The sequence below is a fragment of the Streptomyces sp. NPDC053426 genome (assembly GCF_055585405.1).
The window spans coordinates 188,391-210,529 of sequence record NZ_JBVJKE010000006.1 but is presented as its reverse complement, the minus strand read 5'-3'; the positions used below and the strand labels follow the sequence as shown (position 1 = coordinate 210,529).

The window sequence follows — 22,139 nt, the reverse complement described above, 5'->3', positions numbered from 1 at the left end:
CGCTCCCCCTTTGTTCTCGCGCGGCGCTCCGTTCAGCGGCCAGCCACTCTACGGTGTGCGCGCGTCCCCCGTGACACGCCCTCGGCCCTGAGAGACGCATGGATCGCCCCCCGGGTTGCCCGCGACCAGGGTGCGCGATGATGGGGGAGTTCCGCCTGCGAATTTTCATCCGGAAGGTCTCCCATGGCACCGCGCATCCTGCTGGCCCGGCACGGACAGACCGAGTGGTCGCTGTCCGGCAAGCACACCGGCAGGACCGATGTGCCGCTCCTGGAGGAGGGCCGGCGGGGCGCCGAGCTGCTCGGCGAGCGGCTGCACCGGGCGCCGTACGACGGGCTGCCCGGTGTCGAGGTGCGCACCAGTCCGCTGGTTCGCGCGCGGGAGACGTGTGAGCTGGCCGGGTTCGGTGACCGCGCGGAGAACTGGGACGCGCTCATGGAGTGGGACTACGGGGCGTACGAGGGGATGACGCCGGCGGAGATACAGGCGGTGCGGCCCGGGTGGCTGATCTGGCGGGACGGGGTTCCGGAGGGGGAGACCCTGGCGGAGGTGACGGCGCGTGCGGACGAGGTGGTGGCCTGGGCCCGGTCCGCAGACCGTGACGTGCTGGTCTTCGCGCACGGGCACATGCTTCGTTCCATCGGTGCGCGGTGGCTCGGTCTGCCGATCGGTTTCGCGGCCCGTATCCGGTTGAATCCGACCTCCCTGTCGGTGCTGGGGTGGGCGTACGGCGAGCCGGCTGTGGAGTCCTGGAACGAGACGGGGCATCTGGCGGCTGCGTGACGCCCGGGCCGGTGGTCATGGGGTGCCCTGGGCGGGGGCTGGGCGGGGGTGGGTCGCGCTGCCCGGCGCTTGCGGGGTGCCGCCGCGCCCACCCGTGCCGCCCTGCGGCACGACTGCCCGCAGCTGCGGGGGCGGGATGCCGCCCCTGCGGCGCGATTGCCCGTAGCTGCGGGGGTGGGCTGCCGACCCAGGGACGCGATTGCCCGTAGCTGCGGGGGTGGGCTGCCGCCCAGGGGCGCGATTACCCGTAGTTGGGCGTCGCGGGTCTTTCACATCGCGCGGGGGAGTGATTCGTGGCGGTCCAGGAAGGCTGATACGCCTGATGCCCGGCGGTGGGGGAGCAGTACGCGGGACGTGCCTGCCAGCATGGTGCGGACCCGGGACGACTGGACCTCGGTCAGTAGGTCCAGTACCTGCATTCCGGCTTCCGCCGCCTCGTCCGGGCGGCCCCCGCGGGCCAGGTCGTCCGCCAGCTCCGCCGTGTACAACGCGATGTTGCGGGTGAAGTGCGGGTCCTGGAGCTCCGCGGCCCGCCGTGCGTGCCGTGCCGCGCGCGGCCAGTCGCCCAGCGTCGACCAGCACTGCGCCTCCAGGCCCTCCAGTTCGGCCTCCCCGTAGAAGCTCATCCACTCCGGGTCCGCCTCCGACGGCCCGCGCTCGAAGTACGCCCCCGCCCGGGCCAGCGCCTGCTCGCAGCCCGTGCGGTCGGCGAGCCCCGCCCAGCCGCCCGCCTCCCGCAGCGCCAGCAGCGACATCAGCCGCGGGGAGCCGAGCGGGCGCGCGGCCCGCTGTGCGGCCTGCGCCGCCCGTACCGCCTCCCGGGGCCGGCCCGCGTCCCGCGCGAGGAACGCCGTATTGCAGAAGGCGTGCGCCTCCACGCCCGGATCCCCGGTCACCCGCGCGGTCGCCAGCGCCTCCGCGTAGTGCGAGCGCGCGTCGTCGAAGCGGCCCGAGTCGTGCGCCAGCCAGCCCACCGAGATGGCCAGCTCCCCGGCGCCCGAGTACAGCCGGTCCGCCGTCCGCTGCCGGGTCGTCCCCGCGTCCAGCAGCGCGTAGGCGGCACGCAAGGGTGCCGCCGCGCGGCGGTACAGCCCGTCCGCCCCGTGCCGGTCGTCCAGCAGCCGGATGCGGCGGACGGCCTCCTCCAGGGCGCCCGCGTCGCTCGCCCCCGCGCGGCGCACGGCGCGCTGTGGCGCCGAGGCGTCGGAGGCGAACCCGTACGGGCTCAGCGAGGCGGAGGCCACTGTGGCGCCCCCGCCGGTCATGAATGCGCGACGCAGCACGTCGCTCTCCTCGTGGTCGTGCGTGTCGTACGTGTCGTACCGGTCCTGCGTCTCATACGGCTCGTACGCCCCGCTGTTCTCAGTCGTGGCGTTCGCCGGGTTCTCGGTGTGGGCCGGGGGCGTCTCCCCGGCGGTCCGCGCTCCGCGCCCGCGCACCGACGAGCGGGGCGCGAAGCCCAGGTCGGTCAGCGTGCGGCCGGGGAACATGTGCAGGAACACCCGTTCATAGGCGTAGTTGGGGCAGCGGATCTCGCCCGCCTCCACCCGGTGCACGTACCGCGCGTCACAGCTGACCCGCTCGCCGATCTCGCGGGCGGCCCGCCGGACCACCGCGGCGAACTCGGCCGGCGAGCGCGGTCCGCGCAGTTGCCGGAAGACGAGGTTCGGCCGCGGGGGCCGATGGGGCTGGGACGAGGGCACCGTTGACGACGCCATGGCCGGGTCCTCTCTGCGAACCGTCGAACCATGCCGGAACCGGGGGCGATCCGTGCGTGCACTGCCCTGTTTCCGGCGGGCTAGAACGTACCTGTTGTGACGGAGTCACTACGCGGAGTTTGGCAACAATCCGGATATGTCATCCGTGATCTGCCATGAACTGCCATCCTTTGCGGCGGACTTTCGTCGTAGCCGTTGACGTCGCGGCTCGTTGGGCCCTGTGTACCGAGGGCCCTATGCGTGCGGTGGAGGCCGGGATGACGACCAGTCGGAGCAAGGATTCTTCAGAGCTGTCGGATCTGACGGGGCTGACAGAACTGTCAGAGCTGCCGAATGTGGACTGTGACGTGGTCACGGTTCCGGCGCGGCAGGGGCTGGAGGCGGTCGACATCCTGCGGCGGGGGGTGGGGGACGCGGTGGGGCCGGTGCTGCATGACGGCGGGTGCGACACGTTGGGGTTCCTGGTGCCTCCGGGGACGGCTGCGGGCTGGGACGTGCCGGGGAGTGTCTGTACGGAGACGGACGGGTGCGGGTTGAGGCTGGAGCCGGAGCCTTCGGGGGAGGGGACGGACTGGTTGCTTCCTCCGGAAGAGGTGGAGCCGGCGACGGATCCCGTAGCGCTGCGGGAGGCGCTGGACGCGGCTCAGCGGATGATCGAGGCTGCGGACGGGTGTGTGTGAGGGGTGGGGCCGGGGAGGGTTTTCGCCCTCGCCGCCCTTACCCGTCCCATCCCGGGGGCGCTGCCCCCGGACCCCCGCTCCTCGAACGCCGGAGGGGCTGGAAGTAGCACCGGAGGGGCTGAAAACGGGGCCTGGGACAATGGGTGAATGGGAAGGGCCAGGAGCAGTGGGCGTAAGCAGGTAGCCGTCGAGGGGGTTGTCGAGCAGGTCGACGGTGGGGTTGCCCGGCTTGTTCCGGACCGGGAGCGGGTGCGGGGGTGGACGCTGTCGATCGACGGGGCGCCGCAGTCGCATGTCGATCTCGACGACCCGGCGTATCTGTCCTTCGAGTACCAGCGCCGGTTCGGCCATGTCGTCGATCTCGTCGCCCCGCCCGGCAAGCCCCTGCGGGCCGTGCATCTCGGCGGTGGTGCCTTCACCCTCGCCCGGTACGTCGCCGCCACCCGGCCCCGCTCCACCCAGCAGGTCGTCGAACGGGACGCGGCGCTGGTGCGACTGGTCCGGCGGGAGCTGCCGTTGGACCCGAAGGCCCGCATCCGGGTGCGTTCGACGGACGCCCGTGAAGGGCTCGCCAAGGTGCCGGACGGCTGGGCCGGGCTCGTCGTCGCCGACGTCTTCAGCGGGGCCCGTACCCCCGCCCACCTCACCTCGACCGAGTTCCTCGACGACGTCCGCAGGGCCCTCGCCCCCGGTGGTGTCTACGCCGCCAACCTCGCCGACGGGCCGCCCCTCGCGCATCTGCGGGGCCAGATCGCCACCGCCGCCGCCCGGTTCGCCGAACTCGCGCTGATCGCCGACCCGGCGGTGCTGCGCGGCAAGCGCTTCGGCAACGCCGTCCTGGTCGCCTCCGACGCGCCCCTGCCGATCGCCGAGCTGACCCGCCGGGCCGCCTCCGACCCGCACCCGGGCCGCGTCCAGCACGGCAGGGAACTCATCGACTTCACCGGCGGGGCCGCCCCCGTGACGGACCGGGCGGCGGTCGCCTCACCGGCACCACCCGCGTCCGTCTTCCAGTGACGGGGCCGGCCGGCACGCACGGGCCCCGGGGTGGTCGTGTCGCCGGTGCCGGGTGCGGCCGCGGTCCGGTGACGGGGCGGACGCGCACGGACCGTGCACCACCCGTCCGCGTCATCCCGTGACGGAACCCCTCAGTACGTACCGATCTCCACCCGCGGCGGCCCGTCGTGCCAGGTGCAGAAGACCGACACCCGGTCCGCGCCCGAGGTGAACTCCACCCGGATCCACGACTCCGTCTTCCACACCTGCATCGACCAGCCGGCCCCCGGTGTCGCCGACACCAGCGATGCGGAGGTCTCGCCGAGGTCGAACACCGCCCGGCCGCCCTTGGTGTCGTAGCCCCTCACCTGGCCGGAGGCGGCCGGAGCGGCGGGGGAGGGCGGGGGAGCAGCGGTCCGGGACGGGTTCGGATCCGGTTCGGGGGACGACGATGTCCTGTCGGGCTCCGCCGACGGCCTCCGCGTCTCCCCGGGTTCCTCCGGACGCCGCTCCGCCTCCGACGGCCGCCGCGTCGAGGACGACACCGCCTGCGACTCCCCGTCGGCCGCCGCGATGGGCAGGGCACGGGGCGGGTCGTAGGCGGTGCCCTCCATCACCGTGCTGACACCCCACCACGACAGCGTGACCGCCGCGCCCGTGGCGAGCAGCCAGGCCAGTACGTGTACGAATCCTCTGCGCATCGTCGGGCCATACTGCCCCATCCGCCTCAGGAGTGTCGCGGCCGCGGAGGTGTCCGGAGTTGTCCACAGGCCCGCACCCGGCCCGCCCGGCATGGCGTACGGTGCGGCGCATGGCAAGTGTTCTCGTGGTCGAGGACGACCAGTTCGTCCGCTCGGCGCTCATCCGGCAGCTCACCGACGCCTCGCACACCGTGCGCAGCGTGGGCACGGCGCTGGAGGCGCTGCGCGAGGTCGCCCATTTCCGCTTCGACGTGGTCGTCCTGGACCTCGGACTGCCCGATCTCGACGGCTCCGAGGCCCTGAAGATGCTGCGCGGCATCACCGACGTACCGGTGATCATCGCGACCGCCCGGGACGACGAGACCGAGATCGTACGGCTGCTCAACGCCGGCGCGGACGACTACCTGACCAAGCCCTTCTCGGTGGAGCACCTCTCGGCCCGGATGGCGGCCGTGCTGCGCCGGGCCCGGGCCGGCGGCGGGGAGGCGGCGCCCTCCCCGGTCATCCGGGTCGGCGGCCTGACCGTCGACCCGCTGCGCCGCCAGGCCGAACTGGACGGCGTACGGCTCGACCTGACCCGGCGCGAGTTCGACCTGCTCGCCTTCCTCGCCGGACGGCCCGGCGTGGTCGTCCCCCGCAAGGAGCTGCTCGCCGAGGTGTGGCAGCAGTCCTACGGCGACGACCAGACCATCGACGTCCATCTGTCCTGGCTGCGCCGGAAGCTGGGCGAGACCGCCGCCCGGCCCCGCTATCTGCACACCCTGCGGGGCGTCGGCGTGAAGCTGGAGCCCCCGGCCGGAGCGGAGCCGCCGCACCCGCCGCACACGCCCGGAGCGGAGCCGCCGCGATGAGATGGGCCCTGGTGAAGGTGTCGCTGGCGGTGACCGCGATGGTCGTGGTCGCCTTCGCGGTGCCGCTCGGTCTGGTCATCCGGGAGATGGCCAGCGACCGCGCCTTCTCCAACGCCGAGCGGGAGGCGGCGGCCGTCGCCCCCGCGCTGTCCATCACCACCGACCGCGACCAGCTCGAACGCGTCTTCGCCTCCGCCGGTTCCGACGCCGCGATGGCCGTGCACATCCCGGCCGGCGACGGCAGCGAGGCCCTCGACATGGGGCAGCGGCGGGCCACCGAGGAGGACATCGCGGCCGTACGGGAACTGGGGCGTGTCTCCACCTCCCCCGTGACCGGCGGTTCGGCCCTGCTCCAGCCGGTCGCGCTGAGCAGCGGCGAGATCGCCGTCGTCGAGGTGTTCGTCCCCGAGTCCGAGGTCACCAACGGCGTCGGCACGGCCTGGGCGGTGCTCGCCGGGGTCGGGGTCGCGCTGATCCTCGGCTCGGTCGCGGTCGCCGACCGGCTGGGCGTACGGATGGTGCGGCCCGCGCAGCGGCTGGTGGAGGGGGCGCACGAACTGGGGGAGGGGAAACTGGGGGCCCGGGTGCCCGAGGACGGGCCGACCGAACTGCGGCTGGCCGCCGTGGCGTTCAACTCCATGGCCGACCAGGTCGTCCAACTGCTCGCCAACGAGCGGGAACTGGCCGCCGACCTGTCCCACCGGCTGCGTACGCCGCTGACCGTGCTGCGGCTCAACGCCGCCTCCCTCGGCGACGGTCCGGCCGCCGAGCAGACCCGGGCGGCGGTCGAGCAGCTGGAGCGGGAGGTGGACACCATCATCCGCACCGCCCGCGACGCCAAGCCGCAGACGGCCGCCGCCGGACCCGGCGCCGGATGCGACGCGGCCGAAGTGGTGCGGGAGCGGATGGCGTTCTGGTCGGCGCTCGCCGAGGACGAGGGCCGCAAGTGGCGGGTGGCCGGCGCCGACCGGCCGGTGCGGATACCCGTGGCCCGCACCGATCTGGCCGCCTCCCTCGACGCGCTGCTCGGCAATGTCTTCCGGCACACCGCCGAGGGCACCGCGTTCGCGGTCGACGTGCACAACGGCGAGGACGCGGTGATCGTGCTGGTCTCCGACGCGGGCCCCGGCATACCCGACCCCGAGGCGGCGATGGCCCGCGGCCGGGGCTCCGGCAGCGACGGCTCCACCGGGCTCGGCCTGGACATCGTGCGCCGGCTGGCGGAGTCGACCGGCGGGGACGTACGGATCGGCTCGTCGGTGCTCGGCGGGACCGAGGTGCGGATCTGGATCCAGCTCGACGGACGCGAGCGGGAACCCCGGCGGCGCGGGCACCGGGGGACCGTGCGCCGCCGTCGCGGACCGGGCCGGCTGGTCGCCTCCTTTAACCGTCCCCGATCCCTTCCTTAAGCGCGCCCTAAGATCATCGACGGCCTCCCGGATCAGGAACTTTGTCCGAATCCGGCTCGCTAGCGTGCTGCCGCACACCCCCCGAACGGCAACGAAGGCAGGCACGCGATGAGCACGCACCGGCGCAGGATCAGCGGCAGGAACAAGGCGATCGGCGCGGTGACCGCCGCGGCCGTGGCCGGCGGCGGGGCGTTCCTGTTCACCAGCACCGCCCAGGCGGCCGGTGTCGGCGCGGCCTACACCAGGACCAGCGAGTGGTCGACCGGGTACACCGCCCAGTACGTGGTGACCAACAACAGCGGCGAGCGGAACCAGGACTGGAAGCTGGAGTTCGACCTGCCCGTCGGCACCGAGCTCGGCTCGCTGTGGAACGCCGAGGCCGGTGTGAGCGGCCGGCACGTCACCGTGCGGTCCGCCGAGTGGGACACCGACGGCCTGGGCGCCGGGGAGTCCGTCACCGTCGGCTTCGTCGCCAAGGGCACCGGCGACCCGACCGGCTGCCTGGTCGACGGCGCCGAGTGCGGCACGGACACCGCGCCCACGCCCGAACCCAGCGGCCGTCCCACCGACGCCCCCGCCCCCACCACGCAGCCGACCCCCACCGAGGAACCGACGCGGACCGAGGAGCCGACCGCCGAGCCCACCGAGAGCACCGGTACCGGCAACGGTTCGGACGCGGGCTTCGCGCCCTACGTCGACACCTCCCTCTTCCCCGCCTTCGACCTGGTCGCGAGCGCCGAGGCGACCGGCGTGAAGAACTACAACCTCGCCTTCATCACCGACGGCGGCGGCTGCACCCCCAAGTGGGGCGGCGTCAGCGGCCTCGGCGACAACGCCGTGGCCGGACAGATCGGCGCGCTGCGCGCCATGGGCGGCGACGTCCGGGTCTCCTTCGGCGGCGCGGCCGGCTCCGAACTCGGCACCACCTGCGCCTCGGCGGACGCGCTGGCCGCCGCCTACACCAAGGTCGTCGACACCTACAAGCTCACCAAGGTCGACTTCGACGTCGAGGGCGGCGCCCTGCCCGACGCGGCGGCCAACACCCGCCGCGCCCAGGCGATCGCCGAGCTCCAGAAGGCCAACCCCGGCCTGGACGTCTCCTTCACCCTCCCGGTGATGCCGGAGGGCCTCACCCAGGACGGCGTGAACCTGCTCGCCGACGCCAAGAAGAACGGCGTACGGATCGACGCCGTCAACATCATGGCGATGGACTACGGACCGGCGTACAGCGGCGACATGGGCACCTACGCCGAGCAGGCAGCCACCGCCACCCAGGCCCAGATCAAGGGCGTCCTCGGGCTGAGCGACGCCGACGCCTGGAAGACCGTCGCCGTCACCCCCATGATCGGCGTCAACGACGTCGTCACCGAGGTCTTCGAGGTCGCCGACGCCACCCAGCTCGTGAACTTCGCCGAGTCCAAGGGCCTCGGCTGGCTGTCCATGTGGTCCGGCACCCGTGACCAGCAGTGCGCCGGCGGCACCAAGCCGGCCGCCGACCCCACCTGCAGCTCGATCCTCCAGGACAGGTTCGCCTTCACGAAGGCGTTCGCCGCCTACGAGTAACCCGCCCGGCGCGCGAAACGGGGCGCGGCACTCCCCTAGGGTGCCGCGCCCCGCCCCCCGTTCTCTGCTCCCCCGTCTCCCGGAACCGGGGTTCGGTCAGATGCCCTCGGGCTCCGGAAGCGCTCCGGCCTTCGCGGCCCGCGCGTACCACAGGGCGCTGGACTTCGGGGTCCGCTGCTGGGTCGCGTAGTCGACGTACACCGCGCCGAAGCGCTTGTCGTAGCCGTACGCCCACTCGAAGTTGTCCATCAGGGACCACAGGTAGTAGCCGCGCACGTCCGCGCCGTCGGCGATGGCCCGGCGCACCGCCGAGAGGTGGCCGTGCAGGTAGGCGACGCGGTCCGGGTCGTGCACCTTGCCGTCGGCGTCCGGCTTGTCGTCGAAGGCCGCGCCGTTCTCGGTGATGTAGATCGGCAGTCCGGGCGCCTCGCGGTTGTAGCGCATGATCAGCTCGTGCAGGCCCGTCGGGTCGACGGACCAGCCCATCTCGGTCTGCTCGCCCGGCGACTGGTGGAAGGCGACGTCGTCCGCGGCGGGCCACGGCGAGTGCTCGCTCGCCCCGTGACCGTCGGCCCGCGGGCCCTTGGCGTTCGGGTCCGCCGCCGAGACCAGGGTGGGCGTGTAGTAGTTGAGGCCGAGCGCGTCCAGCGGCTGGTGGATCAGGTCCAGGTCGCCGTCCTGGATGCACGACCAGTCGGTGAGCGACGAGGTCGCCTCCAGCAGCGTCTCCGGGTAGGCGCCGTGCAGGATCGGGCCGTGGAAGATGCCGCCGGACAGGTCGTCGATCTTGCGTGCCGCCGCCACGTCCGCCGGGTCGTTCGGCGAGAGCGGCCGGACCACCGAGGTGTTGAGGCTGAGCGCGACGGAGTTGCGGGCCGGCATCACCGAGCGCAGCGCCTTGGCGCCCAGGCCGTGCGCCAGGTTCAGGTGGTGGGCGGCCTTCAGCGAGGCCGCCGGGTCGGTGCGGCCGGGGGCGTGCACACCGGAGGCGTAGCCCAGGAAGGCGCTGCACCAGGGCTCGTTGAGCGTGATCCAGTTCTCCACCCGGTCGCCGAGCGCCTCGCCCACGATCTGCGCGTACTCGGCGAAGCGGTAGGCGGTGTCGCGCTCCGGCCAGCCGCCCGCGTCCTCCAGCTCCTGCGGCAGGTCCCAGTGGTAGAGGGTGACGGCCGGCTTGATGCCCTTCGCCAGCAGCTCGTCGACCAGCTTGCGGTAGAAGTCCAGACCGCGCTGCACGGCCGGACCGCGGCCGGTCGGCTGCACCCGCGACCAGGAGACGGAGAAGCGGTAGGCGTTCAGGTTGAGGTCCGCCATCAGCGCCACGTCGTCGCGGTAGCGGTGGTAGTGGTCGTTGGCGATGTCACCGGTCTCGCCGCCGGCCGTCTTGCCCGGCGTGTGGCTGAAGGTGTCCCAGATGGAAGGCGTGCGCCCGTCCTCCCGCACCGCCCCCTCGATCTGGTACGCGGAGGTCGCGGCGCCCCAGAGGAAGGCGGGAGGAAAGGTCACCGGGGTCGCCGGCGTTGCGGAGTCAGACATGGAAGCGCTCCCATAGGAGGTCGTGGAAGACCGACGAGTACGAAAAGGAGGGGGAGGGGCCGAGGCGGCGGTGACCCGGCCCCCAGGGGTACGGAGGTGAGGCGGGCGTCAGCCCTTGACGGCGCCCTGCATGATGCCGCCCACGATCTGCTTGCCGAAGATCGTGAAGACCAGCAGCAGGGGCAGCGTACCCAGCAGCGCACCCGCCATGATCAGGGACTGGTCCGGGGTGTACCCGCGGCCGAGGCCCGCGACCGCCACCTGCACGGTCGGGTTGCCGGTCTGGGTCAGCACCAGGAACGGCCACAGGAAGTCGTTCCAGGTCTGCACGAACATCAGCATGCCGAGCACGGCCATCGCCGGCCGCGCGGCCGGGAACACCACGTGCCAGATCACGCGCCAGCTGCTCGCGCCGTCCACCCGGGCGGCCTCGATGACCTCGTCCGGCAGCGCCTGGAGCAGGTACTGCCGCATGAAGAACACGCCGAACGCGCTCACCAGCGACGGGAAGATGACCGCCTGGAGCTGGTCGGACCAGTCGAGCTTGGCGACCATCATGTACAGCGGGATGATGCTGAGCTGCGGCGGCACCATCATCGTGCCGATCACGATCAGCATCAGCGCGTTGCGGCCCTTGAACCGCAGCTTGGCGAAGGCGAACCCGGCGATCGTCGACAGCACGACGATGGTCACCGCCGAGATGCCCGCCACGATCGTGGTGTTGAGGAACGCCTCACCGAGGTTGGCGTCCTTCCAGGCGATCTCCAGGTTCTTGAACAGGTTGGAACCGAACCAGAGCGGCGGCGGGTTCTGCGCCAGCCGCTGGTTGTCCCGGGAGGCGGCGATCGCGGTCCACACCAGCGGGAACAGCGACACGATCGTGAACACGATCAGGATCGCGTACGCGATCGGACCGCCGTGCAGTGTCCCGCCGGCCCGCGCCGACTTCGGCAGGCGCGAACGCTTCGGCTCCTTGGCGGGGGCGGTCTCGGGGGGCGTCACAGTCGTCGTCACGGCCACAACTCCTTAACTGCTGGCGCGCAGCCGGCGCGAGATGAGCTGGTTGATGATGCCGATGACGATCAGGATCGCGAACATCGTCCAGGCGATCGCCGAGGCACGGCCCAGGTGCTGGTTGATCCAGCCCTGCTCGTACAGGTACAGGCCGAGCGTCTGGAACTGGTGCTCCGCGCCGCCGGACGCGCCCTTGTTGGCGTCGAACAGCAGCGGCTCGCCGAAGACCTGGCTGGCGCCGATGGTGGAGACCACCACGGTGAACAGGATCGTCGGACGCAGCGAGGGCAGCGTCACGTGGATGAACTGCTTCCAGCGGCTGGCGCCGTCCAGCGCCGCCGACTCGTACAGGTCCTGCGGGATCGCCTGCATCGCGGCCAGGTAGATCAGCGCGTTGTAGCCGGTCCAGCGCCAGATGATGATCGCCGAGACGGCGAACTGAGAGGGCCACTTGTCGCCCTGCCAGTCGATCGGGTCGACCCCGACGAAGTCGAGCGCCCAGTTGATCATGCCGTAGTCGTAACCGAAGAGCAGCACGAACACCAGGGAGGCGGAGGCGATCGAGGTGGCGTACGGCGCGAGCATCGCGACCCGGTAGAAGGTCGAGGCCCGCAGCTTGTAGTTGAGGATGTGGGCGATGCCCATCGCGATCAGCAACTGCGGAACGGTCGCGATGATGCCGATGGTCAGGGTGTTCTGCGCCGCGTTCCAGAAGAACTCGTCGTCGAAGATCCGGGTGTAGTTCTTCAGCCCGACCCAGCTCATGTCGGTCGGGGCGGTCAGCTCCACCTGGTGCAGCGAGGCCCAGCCCGTGTAGAGCAGCGGGAACAGGCCGAAGGCGATGAACAGCAGGAAGAACGGCGAGACGAACGCGTACGGGCTCCAGCGCATGTCGCGCTGCCAGCGCCGGGACAGCTTGGCCCGGCGTCGCTGGTCCTTGTCCATGGGCGCGGAGTCCTTGGAAGGACGGCCCGGGGCCGCGCCCCCCTTGGAGGGGAGCGCGGCGGTGTCGTGGCGGGTGGCCATTTCGGTCACTTGTCCAGGCTGTTGTCGATGGTCTTGGTGGCCGTCTCCCAGGCCTCCGCGGCGGACTTGCCCTTGGTCACCAGGATGACGCCGTTGTCCGTCAGACCCTGCTGGATGATCTGGTCCTTCGGGCCGATGACCTGGGTCGGGATCTGCTTGGCGGCCTCGGAGAAGATCTCACCGATCGGGGAGTCGCCGGTCATCTCGTTCTTGGCGCCGGTCACTTCGGGGCTGTCGTACGCGCCCGGGGTGCTCGGGAAGCTGCCCTGCACCTTGAACAGCTTCGCCTGCTGCTCGGGCGCGGTCAGCCAGGCCACCAGCTTCTGCGCCTCCTCGACGTTCTTGCCGCTCTTCGGCACGCCCAGGAAGGAGCCGCCCCAGTTGCCGGACTTGGGCGCCACGGCCACGTCCCACTTGCCGGCGTCTTCCGGCTTGGCCTTGGCCTTGATGGTGCCGAGCATCCACGGCGGGCAGGCGACGGTGGCGAACTTGCTGTTGGCGATGGTCGTGTCCCAGGCCGGCTGGAACTGCGTCTGCGACTGGACCAGGCCCTTCTCGGCTGCCTCGGCGGTCAGGTCGAAGGCGTCCTTGACGGCCGGGTTGGTCTTGTAGATGACCTCGCCGGAGGCGTCGTAGAACTTCTCCTCCTCACTGCTGAGGACGGCGTTGAGCAGGCCGCCGGGGGAGTCCATGAAGAAGGTGTCCTTGCCGGCCTTCTTCTGGTACTTCTCACCGGTCTCGATGAACTTGTTCCAGTCACCGGCCCACAGCTTGCCGACCTCCGCGCGGTCGGTCGGCAGGCCGGCCTTCTCGAAGAGGTCCTTGCGGTAACAGATGGCCATCGGGCCGACGTCGGTGCCGAGGCCGACGGTCTGGCCGTCCTTGGTGGTGGCCTGCGCCCACTTCCAGTCGAGCCAGTTCTTCTTGTCCACGCCCTCGACCTTGGACATGTCCACGAACTTGTCCGCCTGGGTGCCGACGATCTCGGCGATGTTGGCGATCTCGATGGCCTGGACGTCCATCAGACCGCTGTTGGTGGTGAGGTGGTTCAGCAGAGCGGGGTAGTAGTTCTCGTTCCGCTCGACGACGGTCTGCTCGATCTTGATGTCAGGGTTCAGCTTCTCGTACTCGGCGTAGAGACCGGCCTCCTCGTAGCCGAAGGTGCCGAACAGACCCATCGTGATCTTGGTCTTGCCCTCGCCGTCGGACGAGGATCCGTCGCCGTCGCTACCGCCGTCGTCGGCACAGCCGGCCAGCAGCCCGGTGCCCAGCGACACCACGGCCGCGATGGCCAGCGCCTTACGGGCGATGGGCTTCCCCCCGCCCGACCGCTGACGGGAGAGGGGGAGGGTACGTGCTCGCATTGCGTCCTCCTGTTGCCCTGACGTGCCGACCCCCCGGCCAACGGCATGGTTGAGCCCGTATCTTGCGCGTTGCGGCTCGGGCGGGGAACGTGCGGGTTGTGTATGTGTCAGGTACTGTGGGAGCGCTCCCACAAGTGATGTGTTGAAGAGTCGCGGGTCGGAGCGGGGGTGTCAAGGGAACAGACGCGGCAAAGTGCCTTCAGTTATCTGCCTGTTAACTTGACGCCGGTCGCCCGCTCCCGGAAGCCCGGAGTCCGCACGCCGCCCTTCCGGCGGTGACCACCGTCACTGGTGGGACTGTTAGATTCCAGGCCAGCGTGACATACGACGGAAGGCGGGGCCGATGGCAAGCCACGGAGCGCGGGGCCGGAGCGGCGGCCGTCCCACCCTCGAAGAGGTGGCCGCGCGTGCCGGCGTGGGCCGCGGCACGGTCTCCCGGGTCATCAACGGTTCGCCCCGGGTGAGCGACGCCACACGCGCCGCGGTGGAGGCCGCGGTCGCCGAGCTCGGTTATGTCCCGAACACGGCGGCCCGCGCCCTGGCCGCCAACCGCACGGACGCCATCGCCCTCGTCGTGCCCGAGCCGGAGACCCGGTTCTTCGCCGAGCCGTACTTCTCCGACATGCTCCGGGGTGTCGGCGCGGGGCTCTCCGACACCGAGATGCAGCTGCTGCTGATCTTCGCGGGCAGCGACCGGGAGCGGCAGCGGCTCGCCGAGTACCTCGCCGCCCACCGGGTGGACGGCGTCCTGCTGGTCTCGGTGCACGCCGACGACCCGCTGCCCGACATGCTGTCCCAGCTGGAGATCCCGGCGGTGATCAGCGGCCCCCGCTCGGCCGCCGAGACGCTCGCCTCCGTGGACTCCGACAACTACGGCGGCGCCCGCCAGGCCGTCGAGCACCTCATCGGCCGGGGCCGGCGCACCATAGCCCACATCACCGGCCACCTCGACGTGTACGGCGCCCAGCGGCGCATCGACGGCTACCGCGACGCCCTGCGCGACGCGGGCCACGAGGTGGACGACCTGCTGATCGAATCGGGCGACTTCACCGAGGACGGCGGCCGGCGCGCGATGGCGGCCCTGCTGGAGCGCCGCCCCGACCTGGACGCCGTCTTCGCCGCCTCGGACGTCACCGCGGCCGGCGCCCGGCACGCCCTGCGCGACGCGGGCCGCCGCATCCCCGACGACGTGGCCCTGGTCGGCTACGACGACTCCGCCATCGCCCGCCACATGGACCCGCCGCTGACCAGCGTGCGCCAGCCGATAGAGGAGATGGGCCGCGCGATGATCGACCTCCTCCTCGCCGAGGTCGCCGACCGCCGCCCGCCCGCGTCCCGGGAACTGGAGCGGCGCCAGATGGTGCTGGCGACGGAGCTGGTGGGCCGCGCCTCGTCCTGACGCCAGGGGCGGGCGCCGGTCCGGCGCCCGCCCCTGCGCTCGTCGCCGGAAACGAGTTCAGCCGGTGACCTCGACGCGAGGTCACCGGCTGAACCGATGAGGGTGAGTGACGGGACTCGAACCCGCGGCATCCTGGACCACAACCAGGTGCTCTACCAGCTGAGCTACACCCACCATGGCCTTGTCGGTTGAGGTCAGTGACTTCTCCGACCGGCCGAGAAAAAGTGTACAGGGTCCGAAGGGGTGCTCGCGCACGCTTTCCGCGGCGGCCCCCGACGACCCCCCGGTCCGCCTACTGAGCAGGCAGGACGTGCTTCGCGGCGATCTTCTTCGCGGTGTCCGAGTCGGGCCCCGGCTGCGGTACGAAGACGGCCTCGCGGTAGTAGCGCAGCTCCGCGATGGACTCGCGGATGTCGGCGAGGGCGCGGTGGTTGCCGTTCTTCTCGGGGCTGTTGAAGTACGCCCTCGGGTACCAGCGCCGGGCCAGCTCCTTGATGCTGGACACGTCCACGATGCGGTAGTGGAGGTAGTCCTCCAGGGTCGGCATGTCCCGCAGCAGGAAACCGCGGTCGGTGCCGACGGAGTTGCCGCACAGGGGGGCCTTGCCGGGCTCCTTGACGTGTTCCCGCACGTAGTCGAGGACCCGCCGCTCGGCGTCCTCGAGCGTCGTGCCGCCCTCCAGCTCGGCGAGCAGTCCGGACGCGGTGTGCATCTCCCGCACCACCTCCGGCATCGTCTCCAGGGCCCGCTCCGGCGGGCGGATAACGATGTCCACGCCCTCGCCGAGCACGTTCAGCTCGGAGTCGGTGACGAGGGCGGCCACTTCGATGAGCGCGTCGTCCGACAGCGAGAGGCCGGTCATCTCGCAGTCGATCCACACCATGCGATCGTTCATGTGTCTAACCTTACGGGGGCGCCGCGCTGCGCGGGACCGGGTGGTGAAGCGCGAGTTTCTGTGATGTCCCGGCACTGGTGTGAACGTCACAGGGCCGCCGCCCCAGGGCCCCGCTTCGGCCCTGAACGGGCCTCGTCCTCGAACTCCCCCCGGAGGGGGCACCCCCGACGGGCTGGGAGTGGCCGGCCCGGTCTCGCCAGGACAGGCCGACGGGCCGGAGGCCATGGCCTCCGGCCCGTCGGCCGTCGCTGTCAGCTCACGGCGCGCCGCGCTGGCCCGGGAGGGCCGAGGCCGTCAGGGACGGGCCCAGGGCGCCGGCCGCCGCCGTGCGGCGGGACTGGTGCGGGAGCGGGTTGTCCGGGTGCAGGGCGGGCGGTGCCTGGGGTCCCGCGTGGCCCGGCTGGCCCGGTGGGAGGGTTCCCGCGGTGCTCGGGGTGCCCTCGGTGTCCTGGTTCCGGTCGGTCTGCGGGCGCCGCGCGCGGTACGCGGCCCGGTAGGCGGCCGGGGACGAACCCAGCTGGCGCCGGAAGTGGCCGCGCAGCGCGACCGGTGAGCGGAAGCCGCAGCGGCCGGCGACCTCGTCCACCGAGTAGTCCGACGTCTCCAGCAGGCGCTGCGCCTGGAGCACCCGCTGCGTGATCAGCCACTGCAGCGGCGCGCTGCCGGTCAGCGAGCGGAACCGGCGGTCGAACGTACGACGGCTCATGTACGCGCGTGCCGCCAGCGTCTCCACGTCGAACTGTTCGTGGAGGTGCTCCAGCGCCCAGGCGACGACCTCGGCGAGCGGGTCGGCGCCGATCTCCTCGGGTAAAGACCTGTCCAGGTAGCGCTCCTGGCCTCCGCTCCGGCGAGGCGGCACCACCAGGCGGCGGGCCAGCGCGCCGGCCGCCTCGTTGCCGTGATCGGTGCGCACGATGTGCAGGCACAGATCGATTCCGGCCGCGGTGCCCGCGGACGTCAGCACGTCGCCGTCGTCCACGAAGAGTTCCCGTGGATCGACGTGCACCGACGGATAGCGTTTCGCCAGCGTCGGCGCGTACATCCAGTGTGTGGTCGCGGGACGGCCGTCCAGCAGGCCCGCCGCCGCGAGGACGAAGGCGCCGGTGCACAGTCCGACGATGCGGGCGCCCTCCTCATGGGCCCGGCGCAGTGCGTCCAGGGCCTCCTCCGGCGGTGGCGAGGTGATCGAACGCCAGGCCGGCACCACGACGGTGCCCGCCCGGGATATCGCCTCCAGGCCATGCGGTGCGGTGAGTTCCAGGCCTCCCGTCGTCCGTAGCGGGCCCTCTTCGCCACCGCACACGAGCAAGCGGTAGCGCGGTACGCCGGCGTCCTGGCGGTCAACCCCGAACACCGACAGCGGTATGGAACTCTCGAAGATGGGGCCGCCGCTGAACAGCAGCACCGCGACGATCTCCTTGCGGCGGCGGCCGGAGAGTTTCCGGGCCGTCGTTTCCGGCGCGGCAGTGGAGTCGTGGCTCATACTGCTAAGCCCCCCTCGGTGGTCGCGGCTCCTCGGTTGTGTCGCTCCTGCACGTTTCCCCTCGGTCCTGCACGAGTCCCCCGCCGTAAGACATCAAGATCGAATCTACTGCGTCCCGTCGCGCGCCGGTGGCCGGTTCGCCACCCGGTGCATTGTCGACTTGGCAACTTGGCGTGAAGCATTCGATCACGAAGCGTTGCACTCGTGGGCCGTGTGGGGAAGTGCGCCTTGTCGCAGTGGCCAATCCACGTAGGGTGCGCGGGGCCCGCCGACCCCTTTTCGTGCAGGTCGAACGGGGGTTGGGGGGTGGTTGCGGCGGAGGACGCACACCGGCCGGAAGTTGGCTGAAAAGATACGGGCGAGGGCGCGGAAACCGGTCAACCGACCGGTGTCTCCCCGCCGCCGTCCGCGTTGGCCCCGCAAAGGATCCGGATCCTCCCGGGCGGCAGCCGGCAGGGAGTGCTCCGTGGCGTGGCCCACGGGGCCCGGCGTACGGCCGGGAGCGTCGGTCACCGTGGGTCCGCGACGGTTCACTCCCACCGGCGAGTGAACCCTGTGCAAACCACCTGTACAACACAGCAACCATTGCGTGACGGGCGGACCCTCGTGCATGCTCCGGGGAACCCGCCTGCCGATATGTGCGGGATCTGGGCTCAGGAGGCGTGCCGCCGTACCCTTGGGGGTATGGGGTTGGGAAGATAATTCCCGGACACAGCTCCGCCGCACACTGTCGTCCCCCACAAAGGATCACAACCCCGAGACAGCCATGGCCGGTCACGAATTCTTCGAACCCGCGGACCGCAAGCGGCCGGTCGCCGATCCCACGGCGGCCGAACCCCTGGCGGCGGAGGAACCACGCCATCCCTGCGACCCCGCGTTCCGGCACGGTGTGGTCGTCGGCTTCGACGGCTCCACCTCCAGCGAACGGGCCCTCGCCTACGCCATCGGCATGGCCCGGCGCTTCGGCTCGGGCCTGATCATCGTCCACGTCGCCAACCGGCTGCCCACGACCGTGTGGGCGGGCTGTGAGCCGCCGGTCTTCGTGGACGTCCCGGACCATCGCACGGAGGTGCTCGGGCTCGAGCTGGCCTGCGCGGATTATCTGGCCGAGGTGCCGTGGATCCTCGTCGAGCGTGGTGGGGACATCTGCCATGAGCTCGAGGAGGTGGGGCGGGAGTATGCCGCCGATGCGATCGTCGTGGGTTCCACCCACGGAATCGTGGGGCGGCTTTTCGGGTCTGTCGCCGGGAGGCTGGCCAAGCGGGCGCAGCGGCCGGTTGTCGTCATCCCGTAAGGGGGTACGGACCCCCAGGTGTTGGGTGGCAACACGTGGGGCCCGTCCTGTGATTCGGCCTGTGCGGGCGCGTGGGGGCTTGTCGCGCAGTTCCCCGCGCCCCTGAAGACGCGCAGTTCCCCGCGCCCCTATGGGGCGCTTGCTGCCCCACCGTCACCGACTTGGCGAGGTTTCCGGGCTGGTCGCGCCCGCGCGGCGGGGCCGCAGGTTGGTGCGGCCCCGCGCTCCTGGGCGTCCTACTCCACCGTCACCGACTTGGCGAGGTTCCTGGGCTTGTCGATGTCCCGGCCGAGGGCCAAGGCCGTGTGGTAGGCGAGGAGTTGGAGGGGGATGCCCATGAGGATGGGGTCGAGTTCGTCCTCGTTCTTGGGGACGAGGAGGGTGTGGTCGGCCTTCTCCTGGTCCTGGTGGGCGACCGCCACGATCCGGCCGCTGCGGGCCTTGATCTCCTCCATGGCCGCGCGGTTCTTCTCCAGCAGGTCGTCGTCCGGGACGATCGCGACCGTGGGGAGGGCCGGCTCGATCAGGGCCAGCGGGCCGTGCTTCAGCTCGGAGGCCGGGTACGCCTCGGCGTGGATGTAGGAGACCTCCTTGAGTTTCAGGGAGGCCTCACGGGCCACCGGGTAGCCCCGGACCCGGCCGATGAAGAGCATCGAGCGGGCCTCGGCGTACTCCAGGGCCAGCTTCTTGATCTCCTCCTCCTGCTTCATGATCTCGGCGATCTGGCCCGGGAGCCTGCGCAGGCCCTCGATGATCCGCTTGCCGTCGCGCACCGACAGGTCACGGGTGCGGCCCAGGTGCAGGGCGAGCAGGGCGAAGGCGACCGTGGTGTTGGTGAAGCACTTGGTGGACACCACGCACACCTCGGGCCCGGCGTGCACGTAGACGCCGCCGTCCGCCTCGCGGGCGATCGCGGAGCCGACGACGTTGACCACGCCCAGCACCCGCGCGCCCTTGCGCTTCAGCTCCTGCACGGCGGCCAGCACGTCGTACGTCTCACCGGACTGGGAGACCGCCACGTACAGGGTGTCGGGGTCCACGACCGCGTTGCGGTAGCGGAACTCGGAGGCCGGCTCGGCGTCGGCGGGGATCCGGGCCAGCTCCTCGATCATCTGCGCGCCGATCATGCCGGCGTGGTACGAGGTGCCGCAGCCGAGGATCTTCACCCGGCGGATCCGGCGCGCCTCGCGGGCGTCCAGGTTGAGGCCGCCCAGGTGCACGGTGGAGAAGCGGTCGTCGATCCGGCCGCGCAGCACGCGGTCCACGGCCTCGGCCTGCTCGTGGATCTCCTTGTGCATGTAGGTGTCGTGGCCGCCCATGTCGTACGACGCCGCCTCCCACTCCACGGTGGTCGGCTCGGCGGTCGTACGGGTGCCCTCGGTGGTGTAGGTGCGGAAGTCGTCGGCCTTCAGCGTCGCCATCTCGCCGTCGTCCAGCGTCACGATCTGGCGGGTGTGGGCGACCAGCGCGGCTATGTCGGAGGCGACGAACATCTCCTTCTCGCCGATGCCGAGCACGACCGGCGAGCCGTTGCGGGCCACCACGATGCGGTCCGGGAAGTCGGCGTGCAGCACGGCGATGCCGTACGTGCCCTCGATGAGGCGCACGGTCTCGCGGACCTTGTCCTCCAGCTTCTCGGCCGTCGAGCGGGCGATGAGGTGGACGAGGACCTCGGTGTCGGTCTCGGAGAGGAACTCGACGCCGTCCGCCTCCAGCTTGCGGCGCAGGTCGGAGGCGTTGTCGATGATGCCGTTGTGGACGACGGCGACCTTGCCCTCGGCGTCCAGGTGCGGGTGGGCGTTCACGTCGGAGGGGGCGCCGTGGGTGGCCCAGCGGGTGTGGGCGATGCCGGTGGTGCCCTTGAAGCGCGCCGGAACCTTGGCCTCGAGGTCGCGCACCCGGCCCTTGGCCTTGACCGTCTTCAGGCCGGAGGCCTTCGGGGACGTGACGGCGATGCCCGCCGAGTCGTAGCCGCGGTACTCCAGGCGCTGCAGGCCCTCCAGCAGCAGGGGAGCGACCTCACGCCTGCCGATGTATCCGACGATTCCGCACATATGTGTATGTTCCTAGCCGTAGACGATGCGGCGCAGTTGCCGGAGCGAGAGCTCGGGCGGGGCCACCGCGCGGTATCTGAGGTCCGCCTCGATCCGTTCGAAGATCGTCGCGTTCACCAGGCCCTGGGCCTGGAGCTCGCGGTGGCGGCGACGGACGTACTCCTCGGTCGTCTCGTCGAAGTAGGCGAGCACGTCCTGGACCACGCGCAGCGCCTCGCCCCGGCTGAGGGGCGTGGACCGCGTCAGATGATCAACAAGTTCGTCGTGCACCCGATGATCCTGGGGTACCGGCCATGGTTTCGCAAGAAACCTGCCCGATTTCGGGCAGGACTCACAGGCTGGGCCCAGGATCGGCTCACATGCGCTTGAGGATCGCCTGCTTGGCGAGGGTGAACTCCTCGTCCGTCAGCACCCCGGACCGGTGCAGCTCGCCCAGCTCCCGCAGTCGGCGCAGCAGGGCGTCGTGGTCGTCCTCGGCCGGGGCGGCCGGGGGCCGGGGTGCGGTTTCCGGCTCACGCGGCCGGTCGTCGGCGGGTGCGGCCGGGTGCGGCAGACGGGCCTGGACGGCGGCGGCGACGAGCGCCATCAGCGGGTCCTTCTTGAAGCCCCACAGCTCCACCGAGTTCGGGTCGTACTTGGCGGGGGCCTTGGTGGGGGAGTGCCGCACGGCGAAACGGAGGTGGCCGTTCTCCAGTCCGACCGCCGGCTGCCACTCCACACCGGTCAGGTCCGCCATCGCGAGGGTGCGGGTGCCGGCGGCGGCCTTGGCGTCCTCCGTCTTCCAGTTCCACTCCAGCCGTATGCGCTCGCCGTCGAAGCTGACCGTGCCGTCCCCGGCGGAGACGGACAGCGGCACGGACGGGCCGGGCAGCAGGTACTCGGTGACCGGGTCGGAGGGGATCTGGTCCAGCAGCAGGGCGGTGCGGACCTCCTCCGTGAAGTACTCGGCGACGCCGTAGCGGTCGGAGTCGACGATCAGCTGGTAGGGGTCGTGCGGTTCGGTGAGCCGGCCGCCGGTCGCGTGCAGCAGGGGGTCTGCGCCGTCGCGCAGCCGTAGTTTGAGCCGTCCCGACTTCTTGCCTTGCTCCAGGGAGATGCCGGCCAACGCCTTCAGTGGCAGTACCAGTTCACCCAGGGTTCTGCGGAGCAGGCCGATGTTCTTGTCCCGGCCGGGGGTCAGGCGCAGGGTGTCTCCGTCGAAGGTCCAGGTGCCGTCCTTCTGGATGATTTCCGCCATGGGGGGATTGTTTCATCGGATCCGCGGGCCGGTGGGGGCCGGTCGCGCAGTTCCCCGCGCCCCCAGGAGGTTTGCCCCGAGGGCGCTTTCAGCGACGGGCACTCGGAGGACCGTACTCCGGGTGCCCGTCCGTTTG

At 71.3% G+C, this 22,139-nt stretch carries 19 protein-coding genes and 1 tRNA gene; 8 read left to right on the top strand and 12 right to left on the bottom strand.

Annotated elements, in window-relative coordinates:
• The first annotated feature begins 183 nt into the window (after nt 1–183).
• Nucleotides 184–783 carry a histidine phosphatase family protein gene (locus tag ACZ62B_RS14700; RefSeq protein ID WP_344563572.1) on the top strand — a complete coding sequence of 200 codons (600 nt, stop codon included), beginning with the start codon at nt 184–186 and terminating at the stop codon, nt 781–783.
• Nucleotides 784–1,052: 269 nt separating this feature from the next.
• On the opposite strand, the gene ACZ62B_RS14695 is transcribed toward ACZ62B_RS14700, so the two are convergent.
• Nucleotides 1,053–2,501 (bottom strand): hypothetical protein, encoded by a 1,449-nt coding sequence (locus tag ACZ62B_RS14695; RefSeq protein WP_344563570.1) that lies wholly within the window; start codon nt 2,499–2,501, stop codon nt 1,053–1,055.
• A gap of 257 nt (nt 2,502–2,758) precedes the next feature.
• On the opposite strand from ACZ62B_RS14695, the gene ACZ62B_RS14690 reads away from it, so the two are divergent.
• Nucleotides 2,759–3,181 (top strand): hypothetical protein, encoded by a 423-nt coding sequence (locus tag ACZ62B_RS14690; RefSeq protein ID WP_344563568.1) that lies wholly within the window; start codon nt 2,759–2,761, stop codon nt 3,179–3,181.
• Nucleotides 3,182–3,328: 147 nt separating this feature from the next.
• Entirely contained in the window at nt 3,329–4,198 is an 870-nt protein-coding gene (locus tag ACZ62B_RS14685) for a spermidine synthase (RefSeq protein ID WP_344563566.1), read from the top strand.
• Nucleotides 4,199–4,329: 131 nt separating this feature from the next.
• Here the strand turns inward: ACZ62B_RS14685 and ACZ62B_RS14680 are convergent, their stop codons facing one another.
• Nucleotides 4,330–4,878: a hypothetical protein gene (locus ACZ62B_RS14680; protein WP_344563564.1), complete on the bottom strand. Its 549-nt coding sequence runs from the start codon at nt 4,876–4,878 to the stop codon at nt 4,330–4,332.
• Nucleotides 4,879–4,988: 110 nt separating this feature from the next.
• Between ACZ62B_RS14680 and ACZ62B_RS14675 the strand changes: the two genes are divergently transcribed.
• From ACZ62B_RS14675 to ACZ62B_RS14665, 3 genes are all read left to right on the top strand, one after another.
• Entirely contained in the window at nt 4,989–5,729 is a 741-nt protein-coding gene (locus ACZ62B_RS14675) for a response regulator transcription factor (RefSeq protein ID WP_468881443.1), read from the top strand.
• On the top strand, nt 5,726–7,138 hold the full coding sequence (locus tag ACZ62B_RS14670; RefSeq protein WP_344563559.1) for a sensor histidine kinase: 1,413 nt from the start codon (nt 5,726–5,728) through the stop codon (nt 7,136–7,138). Before ACZ62B_RS14675 ends, ACZ62B_RS14670 begins: the two co-directional genes overlap by 4 nt.
• A gap of 108 nt (nt 7,139–7,246) precedes the next feature.
• Nucleotides 7,247–8,701, top strand: a complete 1,455-nt coding sequence (locus ACZ62B_RS14665; protein WP_469690532.1) for a glycoside hydrolase family 18 protein — start codon at nt 7,247–7,249, stop codon at nt 8,699–8,701.
• A 96-nt stretch (nt 8,702–8,797) separates the two neighbouring features.
• Here ACZ62B_RS14665 and ACZ62B_RS14660 read toward each other — a convergent pair whose 3' ends face one another.
• The 4 genes from ACZ62B_RS14660 to ACZ62B_RS14645 all read right to left on the bottom strand — a co-directional run bounded on the left by ACZ62B_RS14660 (nt 8,798) and on the right by ACZ62B_RS14645 (nt 13,641).
• Nucleotides 8,798–10,237, bottom strand: coding sequence for a GH1 family beta-glucosidase (locus tag ACZ62B_RS14660; RefSeq protein WP_344563556.1), 1,440 nt, complete (start codon nt 10,235–10,237; stop codon nt 8,798–8,800).
• Between the two features lie 108 nt (nt 10,238–10,345).
• Nucleotides 10,346–11,251, bottom strand: coding sequence for a carbohydrate ABC transporter permease (locus ACZ62B_RS14655; RefSeq protein WP_344563554.1), 906 nt, complete (start codon nt 11,249–11,251; stop codon nt 10,346–10,348).
• Nucleotides 11,252–11,263: 12 nt separating this feature from the next.
• Nucleotides 11,264–12,277 carry a carbohydrate ABC transporter permease gene (locus tag ACZ62B_RS14650; protein ID WP_344563774.1) on the bottom strand — a complete coding sequence of 338 codons (1,014 nt, stop codon included), beginning with the start codon at nt 12,275–12,277 and terminating at the stop codon, nt 11,264–11,266.
• A 5-nt stretch (nt 12,278–12,282) separates the two neighbouring features.
• Complete coding sequence (locus ACZ62B_RS14645) at nt 12,283–13,641, bottom strand: ABC transporter substrate-binding protein (protein ID WP_344563553.1); 1,359 nt, start codon at nt 13,639–13,641, stop codon at nt 12,283–12,285.
• 343 nt (nt 13,642–13,984) lie between these two features.
• On the opposite strand from ACZ62B_RS14645, the gene ACZ62B_RS14640 reads away from it, so the two are divergent.
• Nucleotides 13,985–15,040: a LacI family DNA-binding transcriptional regulator gene (locus ACZ62B_RS14640; protein WP_344563552.1), complete on the top strand. Its 1,056-nt coding sequence runs from the start codon at nt 13,985–13,987 to the stop codon at nt 15,038–15,040.
• Nucleotides 15,041–15,141: 101 nt separating this feature from the next.
• Here the strand turns inward: ACZ62B_RS14640 and ACZ62B_RS14635 are convergent.
• From ACZ62B_RS14635 to ACZ62B_RS14625, 3 genes are all read right to left on the bottom strand, one after another.
• Nucleotides 15,142–15,214 (bottom strand) — tRNA-His (locus ACZ62B_RS14635).
• Nucleotides 15,215–15,332: 118 nt separating this feature from the next.
• Nucleotides 15,333–15,935, bottom strand: coding sequence for an oligoribonuclease (orn, locus tag ACZ62B_RS14630; RefSeq protein WP_344563550.1), 603 nt, complete (start codon nt 15,933–15,935; stop codon nt 15,333–15,335).
• Between the two features lie 256 nt (nt 15,936–16,191).
• Nucleotides 16,192–17,418 carry a helix-turn-helix domain-containing protein gene (locus tag ACZ62B_RS14625; RefSeq protein ID WP_344563548.1) on the bottom strand — a complete coding sequence of 409 codons (1,227 nt, stop codon included), beginning with the start codon at nt 17,416–17,418 and terminating at the stop codon, nt 16,192–16,194.
• Between the two features lie 766 nt (nt 17,419–18,184).
• Here ACZ62B_RS14625 and ACZ62B_RS14620 point away from each other — a divergent pair.
• Nucleotides 18,185–18,712: a universal stress protein gene (locus tag ACZ62B_RS14620; protein ID WP_073931733.1), complete on the top strand. Its 528-nt coding sequence runs from the start codon at nt 18,185–18,187 to the stop codon at nt 18,710–18,712.
• A gap of 236 nt (nt 18,713–18,948) precedes the next feature.
• Here ACZ62B_RS14620 and glmS read toward each other — a convergent pair whose 3' ends face one another.
• The 3 genes from glmS to ACZ62B_RS14605 form a co-directional block, all read right to left on the bottom strand.
• On the bottom strand, nt 18,949–20,766 hold the full coding sequence (glmS, locus tag ACZ62B_RS14615; RefSeq protein ID WP_344563544.1) for a glutamine--fructose-6-phosphate transaminase (isomerizing): 1,818 nt from the start codon (nt 20,764–20,766) through the stop codon (nt 18,949–18,951).
• 12 nt (nt 20,767–20,778) lie between these two features.
• Nucleotides 20,779–21,036, bottom strand: a complete 258-nt coding sequence (locus tag ACZ62B_RS14610) for a hypothetical protein (RefSeq protein WP_030217181.1) — start codon at nt 21,034–21,036, stop codon at nt 20,779–20,781.
• Between the two features lie 85 nt (nt 21,037–21,121).
• Nucleotides 21,122–22,003, bottom strand: coding sequence for a DUF4429 domain-containing protein (locus tag ACZ62B_RS14605; RefSeq protein WP_469690522.1), 882 nt, complete (start codon nt 22,001–22,003; stop codon nt 21,122–21,124).
• Nucleotides 22,004–22,139: the final 136 nt, after the last annotated feature.

Bases quoted from the DNA above. Each gene is read 5' to 3' on its own strand.
- ACZ62B_RS14695 (WP_344563570.1), bottom strand. From the start codon at position 2,501: ATGGCGTCGTCAACGGTGCCCTCGTCCCAGCCCCATCGGCCCCCGCGG.
- ACZ62B_RS14605 (WP_469690522.1), bottom strand. From the start codon at position 22,003: ATGGCGGAAATCATCCAGAAGGACGGCACCTGGACCTTCGACGGAGAC.
- ACZ62B_RS14700 (WP_344563572.1), top strand. From the start codon at position 184: ATGGCACCGCGCATCCTGCTGGCCCGGCACGGACAGACCGAGTGGTCG.
- ACZ62B_RS14685 (WP_344563566.1), top strand. From the start codon at position 3,329: ATGGGAAGGGCCAGGAGCAGTGGGCGTAAGCAGGTAGCCGTCGAGGGG.
- ACZ62B_RS14665 (WP_469690532.1), top strand. From the start codon at position 7,247: ATGAGCACGCACCGGCGCAGGATCAGCGGCAGGAACAAGGCGATCGGC.
- glmS (WP_344563544.1), bottom strand. From the start codon at position 20,766: ATGTGCGGAATCGTCGGATACATCGGCAGGCGTGAGGTCGCTCCCCTG.
- orn (WP_344563550.1), bottom strand. From the start codon at position 15,935: ATGAACGATCGCATGGTGTGGATCGACTGCGAGATGACCGGCCTCTCG.
- ACZ62B_RS14650 (WP_344563774.1), bottom strand. From the start codon at position 12,277: ATGGCCACCCGCCACGACACCGCCGCGCTCCCCTCCAAGGGGGGCGCG.
- ACZ62B_RS14640 (WP_344563552.1), top strand. From the start codon at position 13,985: ATGGCAAGCCACGGAGCGCGGGGCCGGAGCGGCGGCCGTCCCACCCTC.
- ACZ62B_RS14660 (WP_344563556.1), bottom strand. From the start codon at position 10,237: ATGTCTGACTCCGCAACGCCGGCGACCCCGGTGACCTTTCCTCCCGCC.
- ACZ62B_RS14680 (WP_344563564.1), bottom strand. From the start codon at position 4,878: ATGCGCAGAGGATTCGTACACGTACTGGCCTGGCTGCTCGCCACGGGC.
- ACZ62B_RS14690 (WP_344563568.1), top strand. From the start codon at position 2,759: ATGACGACCAGTCGGAGCAAGGATTCTTCAGAGCTGTCGGATCTGACG.
- ACZ62B_RS14645 (WP_344563553.1), bottom strand. From the start codon at position 13,641: ATGCGAGCACGTACCCTCCCCCTCTCCCGTCAGCGGTCGGGCGGGGGG.
- ACZ62B_RS14625 (WP_344563548.1), bottom strand. From the start codon at position 17,418: ATGAGCCACGACTCCACTGCCGCGCCGGAAACGACGGCCCGGAAACTC.
- ACZ62B_RS14670 (WP_344563559.1), top strand. From the start codon at position 5,726: ATGAGATGGGCCCTGGTGAAGGTGTCGCTGGCGGTGACCGCGATGGTC.
- ACZ62B_RS14620 (WP_073931733.1), top strand. From the start codon at position 18,185: ATGGCCGGTCACGAATTCTTCGAACCCGCGGACCGCAAGCGGCCGGTC.
- ACZ62B_RS14675 (WP_468881443.1), top strand. From the start codon at position 4,989: ATGGCAAGTGTTCTCGTGGTCGAGGACGACCAGTTCGTCCGCTCGGCG.